Genomic DNA, 17121 nt, shown 5'->3' on the forward strand with positions numbered 1-17121 from the left:
TATGAAATGTCTCATGTCAACTGTCAGTTTCGTTTAGCAAATAAATTCAACAACGCCTTCACATAATCCTGGTCCGTACGGACAGACACAGAGTCCACATTGCTGTGGGTGAAGGTTTCGTTCAGCTTCTGCTGCCTTTCCTTCCACCAGGCATGGTGTGCATTCCGCAGCGCCTTGGAAGAAGTGTCAATCCACTGTTCATGACCCGTTTCCGCATCGCGTACCAGCATCAGGCCCACATCGGGAAGCTCTTCCAGCCGGCGGTCATACACCTGTACTGCCACCACATCGTGCTTCCGGTTGGCAATGGTCAACGCATTCTGGAAGTCCCGGTCGTCAATAAAATCGCTGAGGATGAACGCCGTACAACGTTTCTTCAACACATTCGTCAGGTACTCGATGGCACACTGCAGATTGGTCCGCTGGCTTTCGGGCTTGAAATCAAGCAGTTCACGGATAATATACAAAATGTGCTTGCGTCCTTTCTTGGGAGGGATGAATTTCTCAATCCGGTCGGAAAAGAAAATCACGCCAATCTTATCGTTGTTCTGGATGGCAGAAAAAGCAAGCGTGGCGGCAATCTCCGTCACCATATCCTTCTTCAGCTGTTTGATGGTACCGAAATCCAGGCTGTTGGACACGTCCACCAGCAACATGACCGTCAGTTCACGTTCCTCCTCAAAGACTTTCACGAATGGTTTGTCGAAGCGAGCGGTCACATTCCAGTCTATATCGCGCACGTCGTCCCCAAACTGATATTCGCGGACTTCGGAGAACGCCATACCCCGACCCTTGAAGGCCGAATGATACTGGCCGGCAAAAATATTGCTCGAAAGTCCCCTCGTCTTGATTTCAATCTGACGGACACGCTTTAAAAGTTCACTTGTCTCCATTCCTTTAGTATTTGACCGTGCCCCTGCGGAATCGGCCGAGGAACACGGTTGAATCGTTTATAATCTATGCAGCTTTCCCGCTGCGGATAAAAGCGGACGGGAGCACTCTCCTCCCCGTCCACGGTTTCAGACGCCCGCTTATCAGGGCACTTCCACCTTGTTCAGAATCTTGCTGACGATTTCGTCGGAAGTCACGTTGGTCGCTTCTGCCTCGTAAGTCAGTCCGATACGGTGACGGAGCACGTCGTGTGCCACGGCACGCACATCTTCCGGAATCACATACCCACGGCGTTTGATGAAGGCATAGCTGCGGGCAGCGAGTGCCAGGTTGATAGACGCACGCGGAGAACCGCCGAAGCCAATCAGGCTCTTCAGGTCCTTCAAATCGTATTTTTCCGGATAACGGGTAGCGAACACGATGTCGGCGATATACTGCTCGATTTTTTCGTCCAGATACACCTGACGAACCACTTCGCGAGCTGCAATGATATCTTCCGCCTTCAGAATCGGACGGACTTCCACACGTTCGCCGGAGATGTTCTGACGGACAATCTTCTTTTCCTCTTCCAGCTTCGGATAGTCGATGATGACCTTCAGCATGAAACGGTCCACCTGAGCTTCCGGCAGCGGATAGGTACCTTCCTGCTCAATCGGGTTCTGTGTAGCCATTACCAAGAAAGGCTTCGGCAAAGCGAACGTCTGCTTGCCCAGTGTCACCTGACGTTCCTGCATGGCCTCGAGCAAGGCACTCTGCACTTTCGCCGGGGCACGGTTGATTTCATCGGCCAATACGAAATTGGCGAAAATAGGTCCCTTGTTGGCGATGAACTGTTCGTCCTTCTGGCTGTAAATCATCGTACCGATGATATCGGCCGGCAGCAAATCAGGAGTAAACTGCACACGACTGTATTTGGAGTCGATCAATGAAGCCAGGGTCTTGATGGCCAATGTTTTTGCCAAACCCGGCACACCTTCCAGCAGGATATGTCCGTCGGAAAGCAATCCGATCAACAAAGATTCGATGAGGTGTTTTTGACCTACGATTACCTGATTCATTCCTTCCATCAGGTTGGTTACGAATGCGCTCTGGCGTTCGATACGTTCGTTTAATTCACGAATGTCAATAGCTTCAGCCATAATTTTCTTCTATTTTAGTTCCTATTTTTTTCATTAAAAAACGGCCTTTCAAAACCGATGTCTAAAAAGGCACCCCAAAATTAAGGCATTCCATTAACAGGCACAATAAATTTTGATAAAAAAATATAGACGGCTTTCCCCTTTTAAGGCTTATTGAACTAAAGAAAATTAAAAAGGCCCTGTTTACACGCAAACAAGGCCTTAGTTTATTTTTTAGGAGTAAGCTGCGGAATCTGGATAGTCGTCCCCACCGGCACATTGTCCGGATTCTTAATGATGGATTTATTATGCTTCACCAGATAAGGCCACAATTTCTTGTTGCCATAGAACTTCAGGGCCACCCGTACCAGACTCTCCCCGGGACGAATCGTATACGAAGTCTGCGTACCCGTAATCTGGTATTCCACCGTATCGGCCAGGGTTTCGCGCTTGGCCGGAGTTGCCGAAGATGTTTGCCGGGCTGTCTCTTGAGGAACAGCGGCTGCCACTGTATCCTTTTTCTGCACTTGTATCACACGGGCAGAGTCAGGAACCGCTTTCACCGTATCGGTCTTTTCTTTCTCCTGAGATACGGAAGGAACACTCTGTTGAGATTCGCGTTCCATGAGGTATTGCACCAGCTGTTCCGGGATATAACGCCTTCCAGAAGTCAGCGTCCACGTCACAGCCCCTCCAATCAAGATTCCAGCCAGCAGCAGAGAAGCAATCAAACACCACGGTATTCTGCTTTCCTTACCCGCTGTCACCGGCGGAACCGGTGCTTCTTCCGTTGCTTCTGCCGGAGCCGGAGCTTGTTTCTGAGGTTCTGAATCTTCAGGAGCCGATGGAGCCACCTGCAATTCCGTTTTCTCCGGCAGCACATGCTCCCCGACTTCTGTCTTCTTCTGTATTTCCTCTTCCGGTTTTGCAGCGTTGTCCTGCTGCGGTTCAGGCCGGACTGCATCAACCTCCTCCGGAAGATCCGTTTCGTTCAGGTCCAGTCCTTCCCCTTCCGACTGAGTCTCCCCTTCTGGAATATCCTCGAAATGTACATCCTCTTTCAGCAAGACCGACTGGAAATGGGCAAACGGCTTATTGACAAGGTCTCTCAACCCCGCTTCCGGGATAAAGGATACACGTGCATGTCCCTGAATCTCAATGGCCTCTCCGGTATTGACATCCACACTTTTCCGTGCCTCCACATTAATCAGCTTAAAGACTCCCAGCCCTTTCACCTTCACATACTTATCCCTTGCCAAAGCTTCCTCAATCAAAGAAAGGAATGCCTTGACAAACTGTTCGGCATCAGCCTGTTCCAGCTGACTTTTCCGGGCAAACAAGTCCGCCAGCTCCTGCAAGGTTATTTTTTCATTCATCCGGCGAAGTGTTTTTAAACTTATCTTTCAGAGATACACTGGGCTTGAAACCAAGCACCAGTTTCGGGGGAACCAGAAAACGCTGCTTGGTGACAGGATTCACAGAGATACGTTCCATTTTCTTCTTCACTTCAAACACACCAAACCCCTGCAGACTTACAGTTTTTCCTTCCTGCAATGTCTGCGACAGGCTGTCGGTCAAAGAAGATACCAATGCAGCCGTATCCTTTCCTGGCTTATCCACCCGACGGGAAAGTTCCTCTATGAATTCCTTATTTGTCATTCTATTTTACGATTGTGGCATACAAATCAAAATCGTCGGCATCATACACCTTCACCCGATGGAAAGTACCCGTCTTCAGCCGATGGTCTGCCGCATCAATCAGCACTTCCGGGTCTACCTCCGGTGAGTCGAACTGCGTACGACCGATATAATAGTCTCCTTCTTTCCGGTCGATGATAACCTTGAACTCCTGTCCGATTTTCTGGTGCGCCAGTTCGGCCGAAATTTCCTGCTGCAAGGCCATCAGTTCATCCAGGCGCTGCTGCTTCACTTCATGCGGAATCTCATCCTTGTAGTGCTTGGCCGAATAAGTGCCTTCTTCTTCCGAATAGGCAAAGGCTCCCATGCGTTCAAAGCGGGCCTTCCGCACAAACTTCTTCAGTTCCTCGAAGTCCTGTTCCGTCTCTCCCGGATGGCCTACCATCAGCGTAGTGCGCAAGTGAATGCCTGGCACCTCCTTACGGAATTTCTCAATCAACTGATAGGTTTCCTCTTTTGTCACATGACGGCGCATTTTTTCCAGCATATTGTCGCTGATGTGCTGCAGGGCGATGTCCATATACTTGCACACGTTGTCGTTCTCCCGCATCACACGGAACAAATCTTCCGGAAAGTGAGCCGGATAGGCATAATGCAGGCGAATCCATTCCACTCCCGGAATGTGTGCCATCTGCTCAATCAGTTCCGGCAGCATCTGTTTCTTGTACAAGTCCACGCCATAATACGTCAGTTCCTGCGCAATGACCTGAAATTCCTTCACGCCTTCCGACACCAGCAGACGCACCTCGTCCAGAATCTCTTCCATCGGACGGGACACATGCTTTCCGGTGATAATAGGAATGGCACAATATGAGCATTTGCGGTCGCATCCTTCCGAAATCTTCAGATAGGCATAATGCTTGGGAGTCGTCAGGTGACGCTCGATGGAAAACTCCGAATGATATGCCTTGCCTAAATCGGCCAGCAGCTCGTTCCAGTTGAACTTTCCATAGAACTTGTCCACTTGCGGAATTTCCTTCTGCAAGTCCTTCAGATAACGTTCTGACAGACAGCCCATCACATAGAGTTTCTTCAGCCGGCCTTCTTCCTTGGCCTGACAAAACTCCAATATCATGTTGATAGACTCTTCCTTGGCATCGCCAATAAAACCGCACGTATTGATGACGGCTATTTCTCCCTGAGGGTGTGCACTGTCGTGCGTCACTTTGTATCCGTTGGCCTCCAGCTGCTTCATCAGTTTTTCAGAGTCCACCAGATTCTTTGAGCACCCTAATGTAATAATATCAATTGTATTCTTTCTCATTTATTTCTCTGTGGTTGGGCCAAACAACGAATCTACGAATTCCCGGCGACGGAATATCTGCAGGTCCTCCATGCCTTCTCCCAGTCCGATGTACTTCACCGGAATCTTGAACTGATCGGAAATACCGATTACCACACCCCCCTTGGCAGTGCCGTCGAGTTTGGTAATGGCCATTGCCGTCACCTCCGTAGCCAGCGTAAACTGTTTGGCTTGTTCAAATGCATTCTGTCCGGTAGAACCATCGAGCACCAGCAACACCTCATGCGGTGCATCGGGAACCACCTTTTTCATCACATTCTTGATTTTGGTCAGCTCGTTCATCAAGCCGATTTTGTTATGCAGACGGCCTGCTGTATCGATGATGACCACATCCGCATGGTTGGCCGTAGCCGAACTCAGGGTGTCGAAAGCCACTGAAGCCGGGTCTGCCCCCATCTTCTGCTTGATAACAGGTACGCCTACCCGTTCACCCCAAATGTCCAGCTGCTCCACGGCGGCTGCACGGAACGTATCAGCTGCTCCCAGATAAACTTTCTTTCCTGCCTTCTTGAACTGATAAGCCAGTTTGCCAATGGTAGTGGTTTTCCCCACTCCATTCACCCCTACTACCATGATGACGTAAGGAGTCTTGGTTTGTGGAATATCAAAATCTGCTGCATCCACCGTATTGTTTTCCATCAGCAATGCCGCAATTTCTTCGCGAAGAATATTATTCAGCTCTTGCGTATTCACATACTTATCTTTTGCCACTCTGGCCTCTATGCGCTTGATAATATTCAGCGTAGTTTCTACTCCTACATCAGACGTAATGAGCACTTCCTCCAGATTGTCCAGGACCTCATCATCTACCTTCGATTTTCCGGCTACCGCACGTGCAATCTTGCCGAATACACTTTCTTTGGTTTTAGACAATCCTTTGTCTAATGTCTCTTTTTTTTCCTTTGAGAAAAAACTAAAAAATCCCATACAACTTACTTTTATCAGTTTCTGACACAAAGATATAACTATTCTAGTTTACACACAAAAAAAGTTCCTTTCATATTTTCAATGAAAGGAACTTTTATTTAGCATTTTATATCTGAATAGCTAAATTATTTCTTGAAGAAGTCCTGAACTTTATCGTTAGGAACCATTTGTTCGTCAAAAACGTAAGCACCTGTTTTCGGAGACTTAACCATTTTGATAACCTTAGTATAAGAACGTCCTTCTTTACCTGTCTGAAGGGTTGCGACTGTTTTCTTTGCCATGGTCTGTTATTATTTAATTTCTTTATGAACTGTTACTCTTTTCAAAATCGGATTGTACTTCTTCAGTTCCAATCTTTCAGTGGTATTTTTTCTGTTCTTTGTTGTAATATAACGAGAAGTTCCCGGCATACCACTATCCTTCATTTCTGTGCATTCAAGGATTACCTGTACTCTGTTTCCTTTAGCTTTCTTAGCCATAGTCTTTCTCTCCTTTTAATTAACCAATAATTTTGATAGTTTTCCAATCACAATAGCCTTTTGCCACTGCTTCATTCAGCGCTGCATCCAGGCCTTTTTTGTTAATAACTCGCAAGCCGTTAGCACAGATATTCAGGCTAATCCAGCAATCCTGTTCTACATAGTAGAATTTCTTTGTAAACAAGTTCACATCAAAAGTTCTTTTTGTTCTTCTCTTAGAGTGTGAAACGTTGTTGCCTATCAAGGCTTTCTTTCCGGTAATTTGACAAATTTTCGACATTTCTATCTAGTTTTTATAGTTTTATTCCATGGTTCTTTCAAACGGAGTGCAAAGTAAGCGATTTTATTTTATATAAACAAATCTTTCACCAACAAATTGCACTTTTACCCCTCATTTTCTTGATTTTGGCATAATTCCAGCAATAATTGCAGGGTTTTAGCCGTAGCAGCCTGGATATTTTTCTCGCGACCTTCATCTTCACTCAGCATGGCCGTGAGCACCTTTTCCTTCGAACCGGCAGCCACCCAGATGGTGCCTACAGGCTTTTCCGGAGTGCCGCCCGCAGGTCCGGCAATACCCGATGTAGCTACTGCATAATCCGTATCCAACGCCTCCATGGCTCCTTTTACCATTTCCACCACGGTCTCTTCACTTACAGCCCCATATTTTTCCAATGTTTCTGCATTCACATGCAGGTGATTCACTTTCACCTCATTTGAATAGGCGATGATTCCACCTTTATAGAAACGAGAACTACCTGGGATAGCAGTTATAATGGCAGCCACGTTACCAGCCGTGCAGCTTTCTGCGGTAGCCAATGTAAAACCTTCTCTCCAGAAGATTTCACTTATCTCCTTACTTAGTGTTTTGGTTTCTACTGACATAATCTCTTTTTTCTAAATTATTACTTAATGGTTACCCGTGAATAAGCGGGTTTGTCTATAGTGCAAAAATCCTTGTCCAAAAATTTGTAATATCCCGTAATGGCAATCATGGCCGCATTGTCGGTGGTATAGCCGAATTTCGGAATGAAGATGTTCCAGCCATATTTCTTGGCGTGTTCACGGAAAGCGTTGCGGAGTCCGTTGTTGGCCGAAACACCTCCTGCCACTGCCACTTCCTTGATGCCTGTATCCTTCACTACCTTGCGAAGCTTGTCCATCAGGATGTCTACGATGGTTTTCTCCAGCGAAGCAGCCAAGTCGGTCTTGTGGTGTTCCACGAAATCCGGATCTTCCTTCACCCATTCCTTGAGCGAATACAAGAAAGAAGTTTTCAAACCACTGAAACTGTAGTTATACCCCGGGATATGTGGTTTACTGAATGTAAAGGCATTCGGATTTCCCTGACGTGCCAGCTTGTCAATAATCGGTCCGCCGGGATAGCCCAATCCCATCACCTTGGAACATTTGTCGATAGCCTCTCCTGCTGCATCGTCGATGGTCTGTCCCAGCACCTCCATGTCGTTGTAGGCATTCACACGGATAATCTGCGAATTTCCACCCGATACCAGCAGACAGATAAAAGGCAGACTGGGCTGCACGTTCTCACCGTCCGGTTCCTTGATAAAATGCGCCATCACATGTCCCTGCAAATGGTTTACCTCTACCATCGGAATACCTAATGCACGGGCAAACCCTTTGGCGAACGATACCCCTACCAGCAAGGAACCCATCAGACCCGGTCCACGGGTAAAGGCCACTGCGCTCAATTCTTCCTTTGTTACTCCTGCACGCTTCAATGCCTCGTGCACCACCGGCACAATGTTCTGCTGGTGCGCACGCGAAGCCAGTTCCGGCACCACTCCCCCGTATGCTTCATGCACTGCCTGACTGGCAATCACACTGGAAAGCAGCACTCCGTCTTTGATTACCGCAGCCGAAGTATCGTCACAAGAAGATTCTATTCCTAATATTATTGTACTCATAAAATGTCTTTATACCTTAATATATTAATGCGTCAATATTTCAAGACCCTGTTCCGTCATCACGAACGTATGTTCCCACTGCGCAGAAGGAAGCTCATCTTCCGTCACTACGGTCCAGCCGTCTTCTTCATCTATAAACACTTCCCAGGTCCCCATGTTGATCATCGGCTCGATGGTGAACACCATGCCCGGCACGAGCAGCATGCCCGTACCCTTCTTTCCGAAGTGCTCCACATCCGGTTCCTCGTGGAACTCCAGTCCCACCCCGTGGCCACACAAGTCGCGTACCACTGAAAAACCGTTCTTCTTGGCATGTTTTTCGATGGCATGGCCGATATCGCCCACGAAACTGAACGGTTTGGCTGCCTCCATTCCGATTTCCAGGCACTCTTTAGCTACGCGGACCAGCTTCTCTTTCTGAGGAGTAGTTTTCCCGATGATAAACATACGGGAAGCATCCGCATAATACCCGTCCAGAATCGTCGTACAGTCCACGTTGATGATATCGCCTTCTTCCAGGATTTCTTCTTCGTTCGGAATGCCGTGGCACACCACCTCATTGATTGACGTGCAACAGCTTTTCGGGAAACCTTCATAACCCAAGCAAGCCGGGATAGCCCCGTGGTCTTTTGTGTATTCATACACCAGCTTGTCTATCTCCGCCGTACTCATTCCGGCATGGATTTCTTTTTCTACCAAATCAAGCACCCCTGTATTGATGACCCCGCTTCGACGGATGCCTTCAATCTGCTCCGGAGTCTTGATCAACTGGCGAGTGGGAACCAGATGGCCTCTGTCCTGATAATACAGCACCTTCTTGTCCAGTTCGGTCAACTCCGCTCCTTTAGGAACCTTCCAGTTTATTTTATGTCTTCTCATAATTTTCGTTTTTTACTTGACGCAAAGTTATAAGAAAAAAATGGAATAGGATACGGTATGAAGAATAAAAATACCTCCCCATCCGAGAAAGACTTGTCACATTTCTGTAACACTGTTCTAAAAGTCCCAAAAATGCTCGCAAAATACCACACGGGACATAAATTTGACAGCCAGAAACTTGCTTCAACAACAAAATATTTATATCTTCGCCCTGACAGTAAACAAATAAAATAATTTAAATTCAAAAACTATGATGGACAAGACTCAAATTGGGACAAACGCCGGGATTGTCTGGAAACTCCTTTCCGACAACGCACATTGGGAATACGAAAAACTGAAAAAAGAATCCGGATTGTCTGATAGAGATTTGAATGCCGCAATCGGGTGGCTGGCACGCGAAGACAAAATAGATTTCGACATCGACGAAAAAGAAGACCGCTTATTCTTACATGTCAACGTCTATATCGGCTGACCCAAAAGGCCATTGAATACCACTGCATGTACATTCAATGGCCTTTTGCGCCCCTTTTTATAAGGTCACACAATCCGGTTTACCGTAATATCGGGAAAATCATGCAGCATCATCAGAAGCAACCCTTCTTCATTCGCCCGTTTGGCCCGTATCACCATCGAGATGCGGTACATCTCCCGTCCGTCTTCATACACCTTGTTCATCTCATACGAAGCAATCTGGAAGCCGTCTAAACTGAACCGGGCCGACACGTCTTTCAGCACGCCGGGATTCCCTGCCGTAAATTCAATAATCATATTTCGCATGCCCACACTCTTGAAGCAATAGCTGAGCACCTCCAGTCCGGCCAGCGCCAGCAAGGTGGCCAGAATACCAATCAGATACATACCCGCTCCGATGGCCAGTCCGATGCCCGCAGTGGCCCACACCCCTGCCGCCGTAGTCAGTCCGCGGACCACCTGCTTCTGCAAGAGGATAATGGTTCCGGCTCCGATAAAGCCGATGCCGCTGACCACCTGGGCCGCCAAACGACTTGGGTCTAACCGCACCAAATCTTTCTCCAACACATCCATGAAACCATATTGCGACACAATCATCATCAACGCACTGCCCAGAGCTACCAGGAAGTGGGTCCGGTAGCCGGCTTCCTTGGCCCGGTATTCCCGTTCCAAACCGATGAGTACCCCCATCAGGCCTGCCACGAACAACCTTAAAGAAAAATCCACATAAATATTCATATACTTTCTGTTATCAACTTTCTTGCGAAAGATATAAAAAATTTCGACAGTCTCATAAAGAAAGAGAAGTATAATCTATGGGTAGGGAACTGGTTATTCTGTATTTTGAATCAAAGTATCAAACTAATCTCAGGATGTATCATGTTATTTGTTTGGATACTTCAGCAGAACAAACCAATATTGGCACCTCATTTATTTCAATAGATTTACATATAAGGTGTATATGTCCCTCTTCTTCAATTCGTTTAATATTGACTTTATATTTCCCGCCACTATCAATAGGAAATAGAACAAATGCAATATTCTTTTTGTAACTACCCCCTGCATTTCTTAATTTTTTAATATCATCAATAATGGACGATATATTTTTTTTGATAGGCCTTGTACGGGTTTGGCATTGAGCTATCTTATAATTTGTATTTGCAGTCTTTAATTCGATAAGAGCCCCATTAGCAAAGATATCTGCACGCAGATTTGCATTATTTGGATATGGATACTCTATTTTTAACTCACAATCATAGTCTAATAATCTATATGTCAATTCAAATTTTAACCATCCTTCAAACTTTGCACGCTGTTTTATTGCGATAGCTACAAGCACTTCATTTTTTCTCAATATATCTATTATAAGCTCATTCAGTCGCTGTTCCATCATTCATGCTTTTACATGCCATTATCAAACTGACATATTTATAATTCTTACGTTTTGGAATATCAAATCATCAACCTCTCCAATCTCATTTTCCATTTTTCCCAATCCGGCATCTCCTGAGTCAATAACTCATAAAAAGCTTTGGTATGGTTACGATGAACAAGATGACAAAGTTCATGCATAATCACATATTCAATGCAAATACGTGGAGCGCCTATCAATCGTGGATTCAGGAAAATCTGTCCAGAAGCAGAGCAACTCCCCCAACGGGTTTCCATTTCTTTCAGTTTAAGTCCCGACGGTTTTACCTGATGACGGCTGAAACGTGATATTAATGGGGCCGCATATTCTTTGAACTTTATTTCAGCACGTTTTCTATACCATGCCATAAGTAAAGGACGTACATCTTTACGATGTCTACACTCCACTTCAAGTATATTTCCTTTGTAATGTACTTCATTACGTTCACTGTCAACCACACGCAGCATATATTGTCTGCCTAAATATAAATGAGACTCTCCGCTTACATATTTTCGTTCCGGTGTATGTATGCCGAAAGAAGAAAAATAGCGTTGCTGCTTGTAAATCCATGGAGCACGACGATGAACGTGTTTTCTGATTTGTTCCAGTGGTGCTTCCATAGGAGCCTTCACTTCCACACTACCATCTGGATGCACACAGATACCCAAAGTCTTTCTGGCTCTATATTCTACGGCATACTCCATAACCACAGAGCCATATTCTATGCAGTCTTTTATTTGATCCATAACTTTGCTACATCTACACAGCCGTCAATAATCGTATCCATATCATCAAAAGAGAAATCAAGGCCATACTTCCGTTTCACGTCATCTATCAGATAATCTTCCAGTTCTATTTTCATACGACCAATGATATCCGATTTCTGTTGCCAGTCGACCAAGACACTCCCGTCCACAATCAATGTACGGTTTATGATTCCTTCAAAAGTCATAGCAGTTTCTAACGCCAATTTCTTTAAGTCAACCTGTGCGTCACCAAATATACGTTGATAGGTTTCCAATGCTAATCCGTAATAAGCTTTTGCTGCATTATTTTGCTGCAACTCTTCCGGCAATTCATTATCCGTATGAGACAATATATCGTCCTTGCATTTCAGGACCCGTTTTAAATACTCCAACTCATCGATTCGGCCTTGTTCATAAGCGGCAATTGTTTCTTTCAGCAACTGAGAAAATTTCTTATAAAACGCCGGATCTGTATCCATATTTTCTGTAATAAATTTACTGGTTCTGGAAGCAATCGTATCCGCCTTTGCTGCTGTTCCTACAATCTTCTCTACCTCCTGTTCAAAAGCTTCAGTATCAAAGATGTTCACCAACTCCGTAATTGGTTTTACCGCTCCACTCTCTACATGACGGTTAATCAGTTTCTGTATCTGACCTTCATATTGCTTATAATCTATTGTGTCTGAATAGCGTAATTGAACTGCCGATCTCAACTTGACGAACATATTCAAGTCATCTTTGTAACGCTTGATTTCTTCGTCTGGGGTTTGCGCATGGAAATTCCGTGTAGAAAGGGCAATCTTCAAGCAAGATGCATAAGCTGTCAATCTCTCATAAAATTCCTGCCGTCTGTCTTCCTCACGTAACGACTGGGCGTATGCCTCCAAATCTCGTTTGTTCGGGATAGATTTGAACAAATCCCATAAGTCCGAATATTTCTGTGGAAGTTTAGCAATTTCTGTATCCACAGGTTCCAAGGTTTCCCGGAAAGCCTCCTGCTCTTCTTCATCATAATTAGAGTATAATTCCAGGGCTTCGTCCAATTCTTTCAATATTCCATAATAATCAATGATATAGCCAAACTCTTTGTCGTCACAAACCCGATTGACACGTGCCACAGCCTGCAACAACGTATGCCCGTTCAGCTTGCGGTCCAGATACATAACTACCACCTTCGGCTCATCAAATCCGGTCAGCAATTTGTCCACCACAATCATAATCTCCGGCTGCTCCTGATTCTTGAAGCGAGAAATCAGATTTTCCTGATATTTCTTAGGGGTGCCATGCTCATCCATCATTTTTTTCCAATAGGCCTTTACTTCTTCCGAAGTATCGCCGTATGATGACTCTTCACCTTCACGCGTATCAGGAGCTGTAATAAGCACTTCGGAAGATACCAAGCCTATCTCATCCAAATATTTTTTGTACGATACAGCAATGGCTTTCCTCGGTGTAACCAGCATACCCTTGAACTTCGTTCCCTGCCAGTTATCACGGAAATGTTCAGAGATATTCCAAGCTATAGAATACACCCGCTGGTCTGTCTGATTCACAAAATCAGTACGCGAATATTTTTTCTTTAAATCGGCCGTCTGATATTCATTCAGTCCTTCGCAAACCTTGGTAAAGAAATCGTCTATGGGTCCTTCGTGTACATGCTGAGGCACAATACGCCCTTCGTAGAGCAAAGGAACCACTGCGCCATCTTCTACAGCCTGACGCACGGTGTATACCGGACGGATGATACCGCCGAACGTATTAGCCGTATTCTTTTCCTTCTTCATCAACGGAGTACCAGTAAAAGCTATCTTACAAGCATTAGGTAATACCTTATCCATCTTGATAGCCATTTCCTTGTACTGGCTGCGGTGAGCCTCGTCAATCAAGATAAAGATATTCGGATCCGTCAGTGGATGCTTCATACGCTTGACAGCCGTTTCAAACTTATTAATGACAGTTGTGATAATGGCATCCGTCTTACTCTCCAATAACTCCACCAAATGAGTTCCTGTTGTAGCATTCATCACTTCCCGTCCACACTTCTTGAATGTATTGGTAATCTGACTATCCAAATCCGTACGGTCAGTTACCATCACAATTCTTGGATTCTGTATTTCTTTGGCTTGGGCGATTGCTTGCGCCAACAAAACCATCGTAAGCGATTTTCCACTGCCTTGCGTATGCCACACTACCCCACCTCGACGTTTCCCATGGTCCAATGTCTTGACCCGTTCCGTAATCTCCTTTACCGTGAAATACTGTTGATAGCGGGCCAGTTTTTTAATCCCCCCATCGTAGATAGTAAAATTATGAATAAGGTCAAGCAATCTCTCCGGGCGGCATAAGCCGAACAGATACTGGTCCTGTTCCGTAGGTAGCACCCTTTCTTGTTCCATGGTATCGAAATACGCCCGCACATAGCGGAAACGATCACTGAACAGGTGTGCCTTCCGCTTTTCATCCAGCGGCGTATTGACCAGACAGTCCAACTGCTGTATATATTCTGCCTCCTCTTTCTCTGTGAGAAACATCTCTTTCCACTTCGTCCAAAATTTAGCCGGTGTACCTGTAGTAGCATACGCCCCATAACTGTTTCCTATGCTAAGCAGCAAAGCACTATACAAGTAAAGGCCGCGAATACCATCATCTTTTTGATTACGCAGATGTTGGGAAATAGCCTGGTCGAGTGCCCCTTTGATATCGGGACGCTTACATTCTATCACTACCAGCGGAATACCATTGACAAATAAAACTATATCTGGACGGTACGTATCGGCCATTCCGGTGCGCGTTACTGCAAATTCTTCCGTCACATGAAACACATTTCTTTCCGGATGCTCCCAGTCAATAAAACGCATGGTATAGCTTTTCTTGTCACCATCGATACTCTGTTCAAACGCCTTACCCAGCGTTAATAGATTGTAAACGGCTTCATTTCCGCTCAAGTACCCACCTTCCATCGGGATATTGCGCATAGCCAATACACCGTTTTCAATATTTTGTTCTGAAAACAGTTCCTCCTTGTTGCGGTTCACCCGAATGGAATTGATGCGACGTAACTGGCTGCGAAGCACATCTTCCAGCAGTACATTCGATGTCTTCCCGCCACGCATGGTCAATGCTTCGTCAGGTGTCAAATATGTATATCCCAACTTCTGCAATAGCTGCAAAGCGGGTACCTGGCTGATATGGTCTTCTTTGAATGATATTCCTTGCATATACATGATTCACTTTTAAACTATAACTCCAAAGGAATTCATTTTCCTAAATAAAAATGTTAATTATTTTCTTATTATAACTTTATTCTTTTTCTTTTCCTCACAAATTATTATCTTTGCAATGAAATCTGACATGTTCAGATTGGGATTGGGGTGTCCCCGGTCGGAAAAGGGTTATTCGTACGGATAACTCTTTTTTATTTTAAAGGAAAGACCTTTAATCCATAGAGTTTACCATCCTTCTGATAGATATTGCCTTTTATCACATCATACGCATAATTTACCCCTTCATTGTTCAATATATGTCTTGTCATTGGATAAGCTATAAGGTCAGCAATCTGAAGACCTACTATATTTTCTTTTTTCCATTTCATTTCAAATCGTTTGAAATACTTCTTTATCCTCTCTGATTTCACCCAATAAGTTCCCGTATCAAGTATTCTGTTATAATAATCGAACAAGGCTTTATCCTCTTTCTTTCCTCTTCGCTCAATAATTGTAGTCAAAAAGATATTATTATCCTTCAAATCATCCAAATAAAAAATTGTCCGCTCCATTATGAACGATAGAGACAAACCATAAACATCATTCATTTTTCCATACTGTCTGATATAAGGTTCTTTCAAAATACCACAACAGATAATAACATACATATCCTGACCAAGAATTTGATTAACAGACACATAAAAATCTTCTTTCACAGAAAGATCAAATAACTTTTCAAATCCATTTTGACACTTCCTGATATCCCTTGAATGCAAAATAATATGAGTGCTATTCCAGATTCTTTGCTTAAGGTCATTAATCTGTTTTTCAAGCTCGTGCAGTTTCTCTTCGGAAACAATTACACCGCACAATGTAAAAATAGGAAATGAGGGATCAAAATTGGCCAGATTCTGGTCTCCACACTCATCCAGATACAAATAATAGTTTGAAGATTGTTCCATAACACATGTTGTTTGCTTGATTATTTTTGGGCTTTATTGTGATGCCAGTCCAACAGACGTTGAAATTCATAATCTGCTTTTATCTTGTCCAAGATTCTTTTAACCACCATATTGATTTCTTTTCCTGCACGGTAATCTGCCGGACATACAAAGTTCACACGATTATCCTTTATCAGTTGAAGCGCAGTTGCTTTCTTTGCACTGTTGCCATTAGTATATACCGCAATGGAATGTCCCCCATGTTCCTTAATCATCTTCATACAAGGAATATCTGTATCTCCATCTCCGAAATAAATCATACGTTTAAAGGGAATAGGACGTTCTTTCTCCGGTATATATTGATTAATCTTTTTGTTATCACTTACTTCTTTAATGCCCTTGTTAATTTTAAACAGAAACTGAGTTTTAGCCGTGTAATCAATAGCTACAGCCGGCCAATAGGCAATACCATCCACATCGTAAAGAAACGAACAAGCATAGATATTCTCAAATTCTTTCGCAATAGGAGTTCCCTCAATCATCTCTTTCAACCCTGAAGAATTGATGTAATGCTTGATATCCAATCCAATACTTTTTCCATACTCGTTAACTAACGCGAACCATTCTTTAACACCATCAAACAGTTCTACGTTCTCTCCAAATCTTTTAAACGACTCTCTACGCAAAGAAATACCATTGTTCTTTGCGGCCTGTATCATCAGATACATATAAGTCAGGATACCATTAGCATCGTTATCTTCAGATAACTTTTTATTTTTTGCCCAAAATTCAGCTTTATCTTTACCTATAGCTTGTATAAAACCAAACTCCTGCATGTTTCCGGGAGATAGCGTCCCATCAAAATCGTATATAAGCGCTACAGTAGGTCTTTTCTTTGTCATAATTATTGTGTTACTCGTTTTTTACCAGTTAATAATACTTGCATCAAGCCTTTCTTCTGTTGTTGAAAGCGATTCAGCTTTTGTTTGGCTAAGAGAATCTCACTGTCACAAGATACAAAGACATTAGCTATTGCATTTCATTGCTGTCCGGAGAAAATTCGCCAAAACAGCTATTATTAATTAATAATCAGTTAGTTACCAAGCTAATAAAATTTTTCGATTAG

The 17121-nt window shown here is 44.2% G+C and carries 19 protein-coding genes; 1 reads left to right on the forward strand and 18 read right to left on the reverse strand.

Annotated features, from left to right (window positions below):
• Positions 1-23: 23 nt before the first annotated feature.
• The 12 genes from OCV81_RS13745 to map all read right to left on the reverse strand — a co-directional run bounded on the left by OCV81_RS13745 (position 24) and on the right by map (position 9223).
• Positions 24-893, reverse strand: a complete 870-nt coding sequence (locus OCV81_RS13745; protein ID WP_022353711.1) for a DUF58 domain-containing protein — start codon at positions 891-893, stop codon at positions 24-26.
• Between the two features lie 141 nt (positions 894-1034).
• Positions 1035-2030, reverse strand: coding sequence for an AAA family ATPase (locus tag OCV81_RS13750; protein ID WP_072542641.1), 996 nt, complete (start codon positions 2028-2030; stop codon positions 1035-1037).
• A gap of 206 nt (positions 2031-2236) precedes the next feature.
• Entirely contained in the window at positions 2237-3385 is a 1149-nt protein-coding gene (locus OCV81_RS13755; protein WP_148330583.1) for an HU family DNA-binding protein, read from the reverse strand.
• Positions 3378-3668: an HU family DNA-binding protein gene (locus OCV81_RS13760; RefSeq protein ID WP_148330585.1), complete on the reverse strand. Its 291-nt coding sequence runs from the start codon at positions 3666-3668 to the stop codon at positions 3378-3380. Before OCV81_RS13760 ends, OCV81_RS13755 begins: the two co-directional genes overlap by 8 nt.
• A gap of 1 nt (position 3669) precedes the next feature.
• Positions 3670-4971, reverse strand: coding sequence for a 30S ribosomal protein S12 methylthiotransferase RimO (gene rimO / locus OCV81_RS13765; protein WP_148330587.1), 1302 nt, complete (start codon positions 4969-4971; stop codon positions 3670-3672).
• Complete coding sequence (gene ftsY / locus OCV81_RS13770) at positions 4972-5937, reverse strand: signal recognition particle-docking protein FtsY (RefSeq protein WP_022353716.1); 966 nt, start codon at positions 5935-5937, stop codon at positions 4972-4974.
• A 125-nt stretch (positions 5938-6062) separates the two neighbouring features.
• Positions 6063-6218, reverse strand: a complete 156-nt coding sequence (locus tag OCV81_RS13775) for a DUF4295 domain-containing protein (RefSeq protein WP_008142311.1) — start codon at positions 6216-6218, stop codon at positions 6063-6065.
• A 9-nt stretch (positions 6219-6227) separates the two neighbouring features.
• Positions 6228-6416 (reverse strand): 50S ribosomal protein L33, encoded by a 189-nt coding sequence (rpmG, locus tag OCV81_RS13780; RefSeq protein WP_005841291.1) that lies wholly within the window; start codon positions 6414-6416, stop codon positions 6228-6230.
• Positions 6417-6435: 19 nt separating this feature from the next.
• Positions 6436-6696, reverse strand: a complete 261-nt coding sequence (gene rpmB, locus OCV81_RS13785) for a 50S ribosomal protein L28 (RefSeq protein ID WP_007558239.1) — start codon at positions 6694-6696, stop codon at positions 6436-6438.
• A gap of 104 nt (positions 6697-6800) precedes the next feature.
• Complete coding sequence (locus tag OCV81_RS13790) at positions 6801-7301, reverse strand: CinA family protein (protein ID WP_148330589.1); 501 nt, start codon at positions 7299-7301, stop codon at positions 6801-6803.
• Between the two features lie 20 nt (positions 7302-7321).
• Positions 7322-8344: a tRNA (adenosine(37)-N6)-threonylcarbamoyltransferase complex transferase subunit TsaD gene (gene tsaD / locus OCV81_RS13795; protein WP_148330591.1), complete on the reverse strand. Its 1023-nt coding sequence runs from the start codon at positions 8342-8344 to the stop codon at positions 7322-7324.
• A gap of 24 nt (positions 8345-8368) precedes the next feature.
• Entirely contained in the window at positions 8369-9223 is an 855-nt protein-coding gene (map, locus tag OCV81_RS13800; RefSeq protein WP_072543972.1) for a type I methionyl aminopeptidase, read from the reverse strand.
• Positions 9224-9476: 253 nt separating this feature from the next.
• On the opposite strand from map, the gene OCV81_RS13805 reads away from it, so the two are divergent.
• Complete coding sequence (locus OCV81_RS13805; protein WP_072543973.1) at positions 9477-9695, forward strand: winged helix-turn-helix domain-containing protein; 219 nt, start codon at positions 9477-9479, stop codon at positions 9693-9695.
• Positions 9696-9760: 65 nt separating this feature from the next.
• Here OCV81_RS13805 and OCV81_RS13810 read toward each other — a convergent pair whose 3' ends face one another.
• The 6 genes from OCV81_RS13810 to OCV81_RS13835 all read right to left on the reverse strand — a co-directional run bounded on the left by OCV81_RS13810 (position 9761) and on the right by OCV81_RS13835 (position 16897).
• Complete coding sequence (locus OCV81_RS13810) at positions 9761-10432, reverse strand: MgtC/SapB family protein (RefSeq protein WP_148330593.1); 672 nt, start codon at positions 10430-10432, stop codon at positions 9761-9763.
• A gap of 139 nt (positions 10433-10571) precedes the next feature.
• Positions 10572-11084, reverse strand: a complete 513-nt coding sequence (locus tag OCV81_RS13815) for a hypothetical protein (RefSeq protein WP_148330595.1) — start codon at positions 11082-11084, stop codon at positions 10572-10574.
• Positions 11085-11146: 62 nt separating this feature from the next.
• Positions 11147-11851 carry a M48 family metallopeptidase gene (locus tag OCV81_RS13820; RefSeq protein WP_204433467.1) on the reverse strand — a complete coding sequence of 235 codons (705 nt, stop codon included), beginning with the start codon at positions 11849-11851 and terminating at the stop codon, positions 11147-11149.
• Entirely contained in the window at positions 11839-15069 is a 3231-nt protein-coding gene (locus OCV81_RS13825; protein WP_148330597.1) for a type I restriction endonuclease subunit R, read from the reverse strand. The genes OCV81_RS13820 and OCV81_RS13825 overlap by 13 nt, the downstream gene beginning before the upstream one ends.
• A 197-nt stretch (positions 15070-15266) precedes the next feature.
• Entirely contained in the window at positions 15267-16016 is a 750-nt protein-coding gene (locus OCV81_RS13830) for a DUF3800 domain-containing protein (protein WP_148330599.1), read from the reverse strand.
• Between the two features lie 20 nt (positions 16017-16036).
• Positions 16037-16897, reverse strand: coding sequence for an HAD family hydrolase (locus tag OCV81_RS13835; RefSeq protein WP_148330601.1), 861 nt, complete (start codon positions 16895-16897; stop codon positions 16037-16039).
• Positions 16898-17121 lie beyond the last annotated feature (224 nt).

Source organism: Phocaeicola fibrisolvens, from assembly GCF_025567125.1.
Taxonomy (GTDB): Bacteria; Bacteroidota; Bacteroidia; order Bacteroidales; family Bacteroidaceae; genus Phocaeicola; species Phocaeicola fibrisolvens.

What these genes read in the sequence shown, in the direction of transcription:
- tsaD (WP_148330591.1), bottom strand. Translation starts at nt 8,344, where the DNA reads ATGAGTACAATAATATTAGGAATAGAATCTTCTTGTGACGATACTTCG.
- ftsY (WP_022353716.1), bottom strand. Translation starts at nt 5,937, where the DNA reads ATGGGATTTTTTAGTTTTTTCTCAAAGGAAAAAAAAGAGACATTAGAC.
- OCV81_RS13760 (WP_148330585.1), bottom strand. Translation starts at nt 3,668, where the DNA reads ATGACAAATAAGGAATTCATAGAGGAACTTTCCCGTCGGGTGGATAAG.
- rimO (WP_148330587.1), bottom strand. Translation starts at nt 4,971, where the DNA reads ATGAGAAAGAATACAATTGATATTATTACATTAGGGTGCTCAAAGAAT.
- rpmB (WP_007558239.1), bottom strand. Translation starts at nt 6,696, where the DNA reads ATGTCGAAAATTTGTCAAATTACCGGAAAGAAAGCCTTGATAGGCAAC.
- OCV81_RS13835 (WP_148330601.1), bottom strand. Translation starts at nt 16,897, where the DNA reads ATGACAAAGAAAAGACCTACTGTAGCGCTTATATACGATTTTGATGGG.
- OCV81_RS13830 (WP_148330599.1), bottom strand. Translation starts at nt 16,016, where the DNA reads ATGGAACAATCTTCAAACTATTATTTGTATCTGGATGAGTGTGGAGAC.
- OCV81_RS13805 (WP_072543973.1), top strand. Translation starts at nt 9,477, where the DNA reads ATGGACAAGACTCAAATTGGGACAAACGCCGGGATTGTCTGGAAACTC.
- OCV81_RS13755 (WP_148330583.1), bottom strand. Translation starts at nt 3,385, where the DNA reads ATGAATGAAAAAATAACCTTGCAGGAGCTGGCGGACTTGTTTGCCCGG.
- OCV81_RS13815 (WP_148330595.1), bottom strand. Translation starts at nt 11,084, where the DNA reads ATGGAACAGCGACTGAATGAGCTTATAATAGATATATTGAGAAAAAAT.
- OCV81_RS13750 (WP_072542641.1), bottom strand. Translation starts at nt 2,030, where the DNA reads ATGGCTGAAGCTATTGACATTCGTGAATTAAACGAACGTATCGAACGC.
- OCV81_RS13825 (WP_148330597.1), bottom strand. Translation starts at nt 15,069, where the DNA reads ATGCAAGGAATATCATTCAAAGAAGACCATATCAGCCAGGTACCCGCT.
- OCV81_RS13745 (WP_022353711.1), bottom strand. Translation starts at nt 893, where the DNA reads ATGGAGACAAGTGAACTTTTAAAGCGTGTCCGTCAGATTGAAATCAAG.
- OCV81_RS13810 (WP_148330593.1), bottom strand. Translation starts at nt 10,432, where the DNA reads ATGAATATTTATGTGGATTTTTCTTTAAGGTTGTTCGTGGCAGGCCTG.
- OCV81_RS13820 (WP_204433467.1), bottom strand. Translation starts at nt 11,851, where the DNA reads ATGGATCAAATAAAAGACTGCATAGAATATGGCTCTGTGGTTATGGAG.
- rpmG (WP_005841291.1), bottom strand. Translation starts at nt 6,416, where the DNA reads ATGGCTAAGAAAGCTAAAGGAAACAGAGTACAGGTAATCCTTGAATGC.
- map (WP_072543972.1), bottom strand. Translation starts at nt 9,223, where the DNA reads ATGAGAAGACATAAAATAAACTGGAAGGTTCCTAAAGGAGCGGAGTTG.
- OCV81_RS13775 (WP_008142311.1), bottom strand. Translation starts at nt 6,218, where the DNA reads ATGGCAAAGAAAACAGTCGCAACCCTTCAGACAGGTAAAGAAGGACGT.
- OCV81_RS13790 (WP_148330589.1), bottom strand. Translation starts at nt 7,301, where the DNA reads ATGTCAGTAGAAACCAAAACACTAAGTAAGGAGATAAGTGAAATCTTC.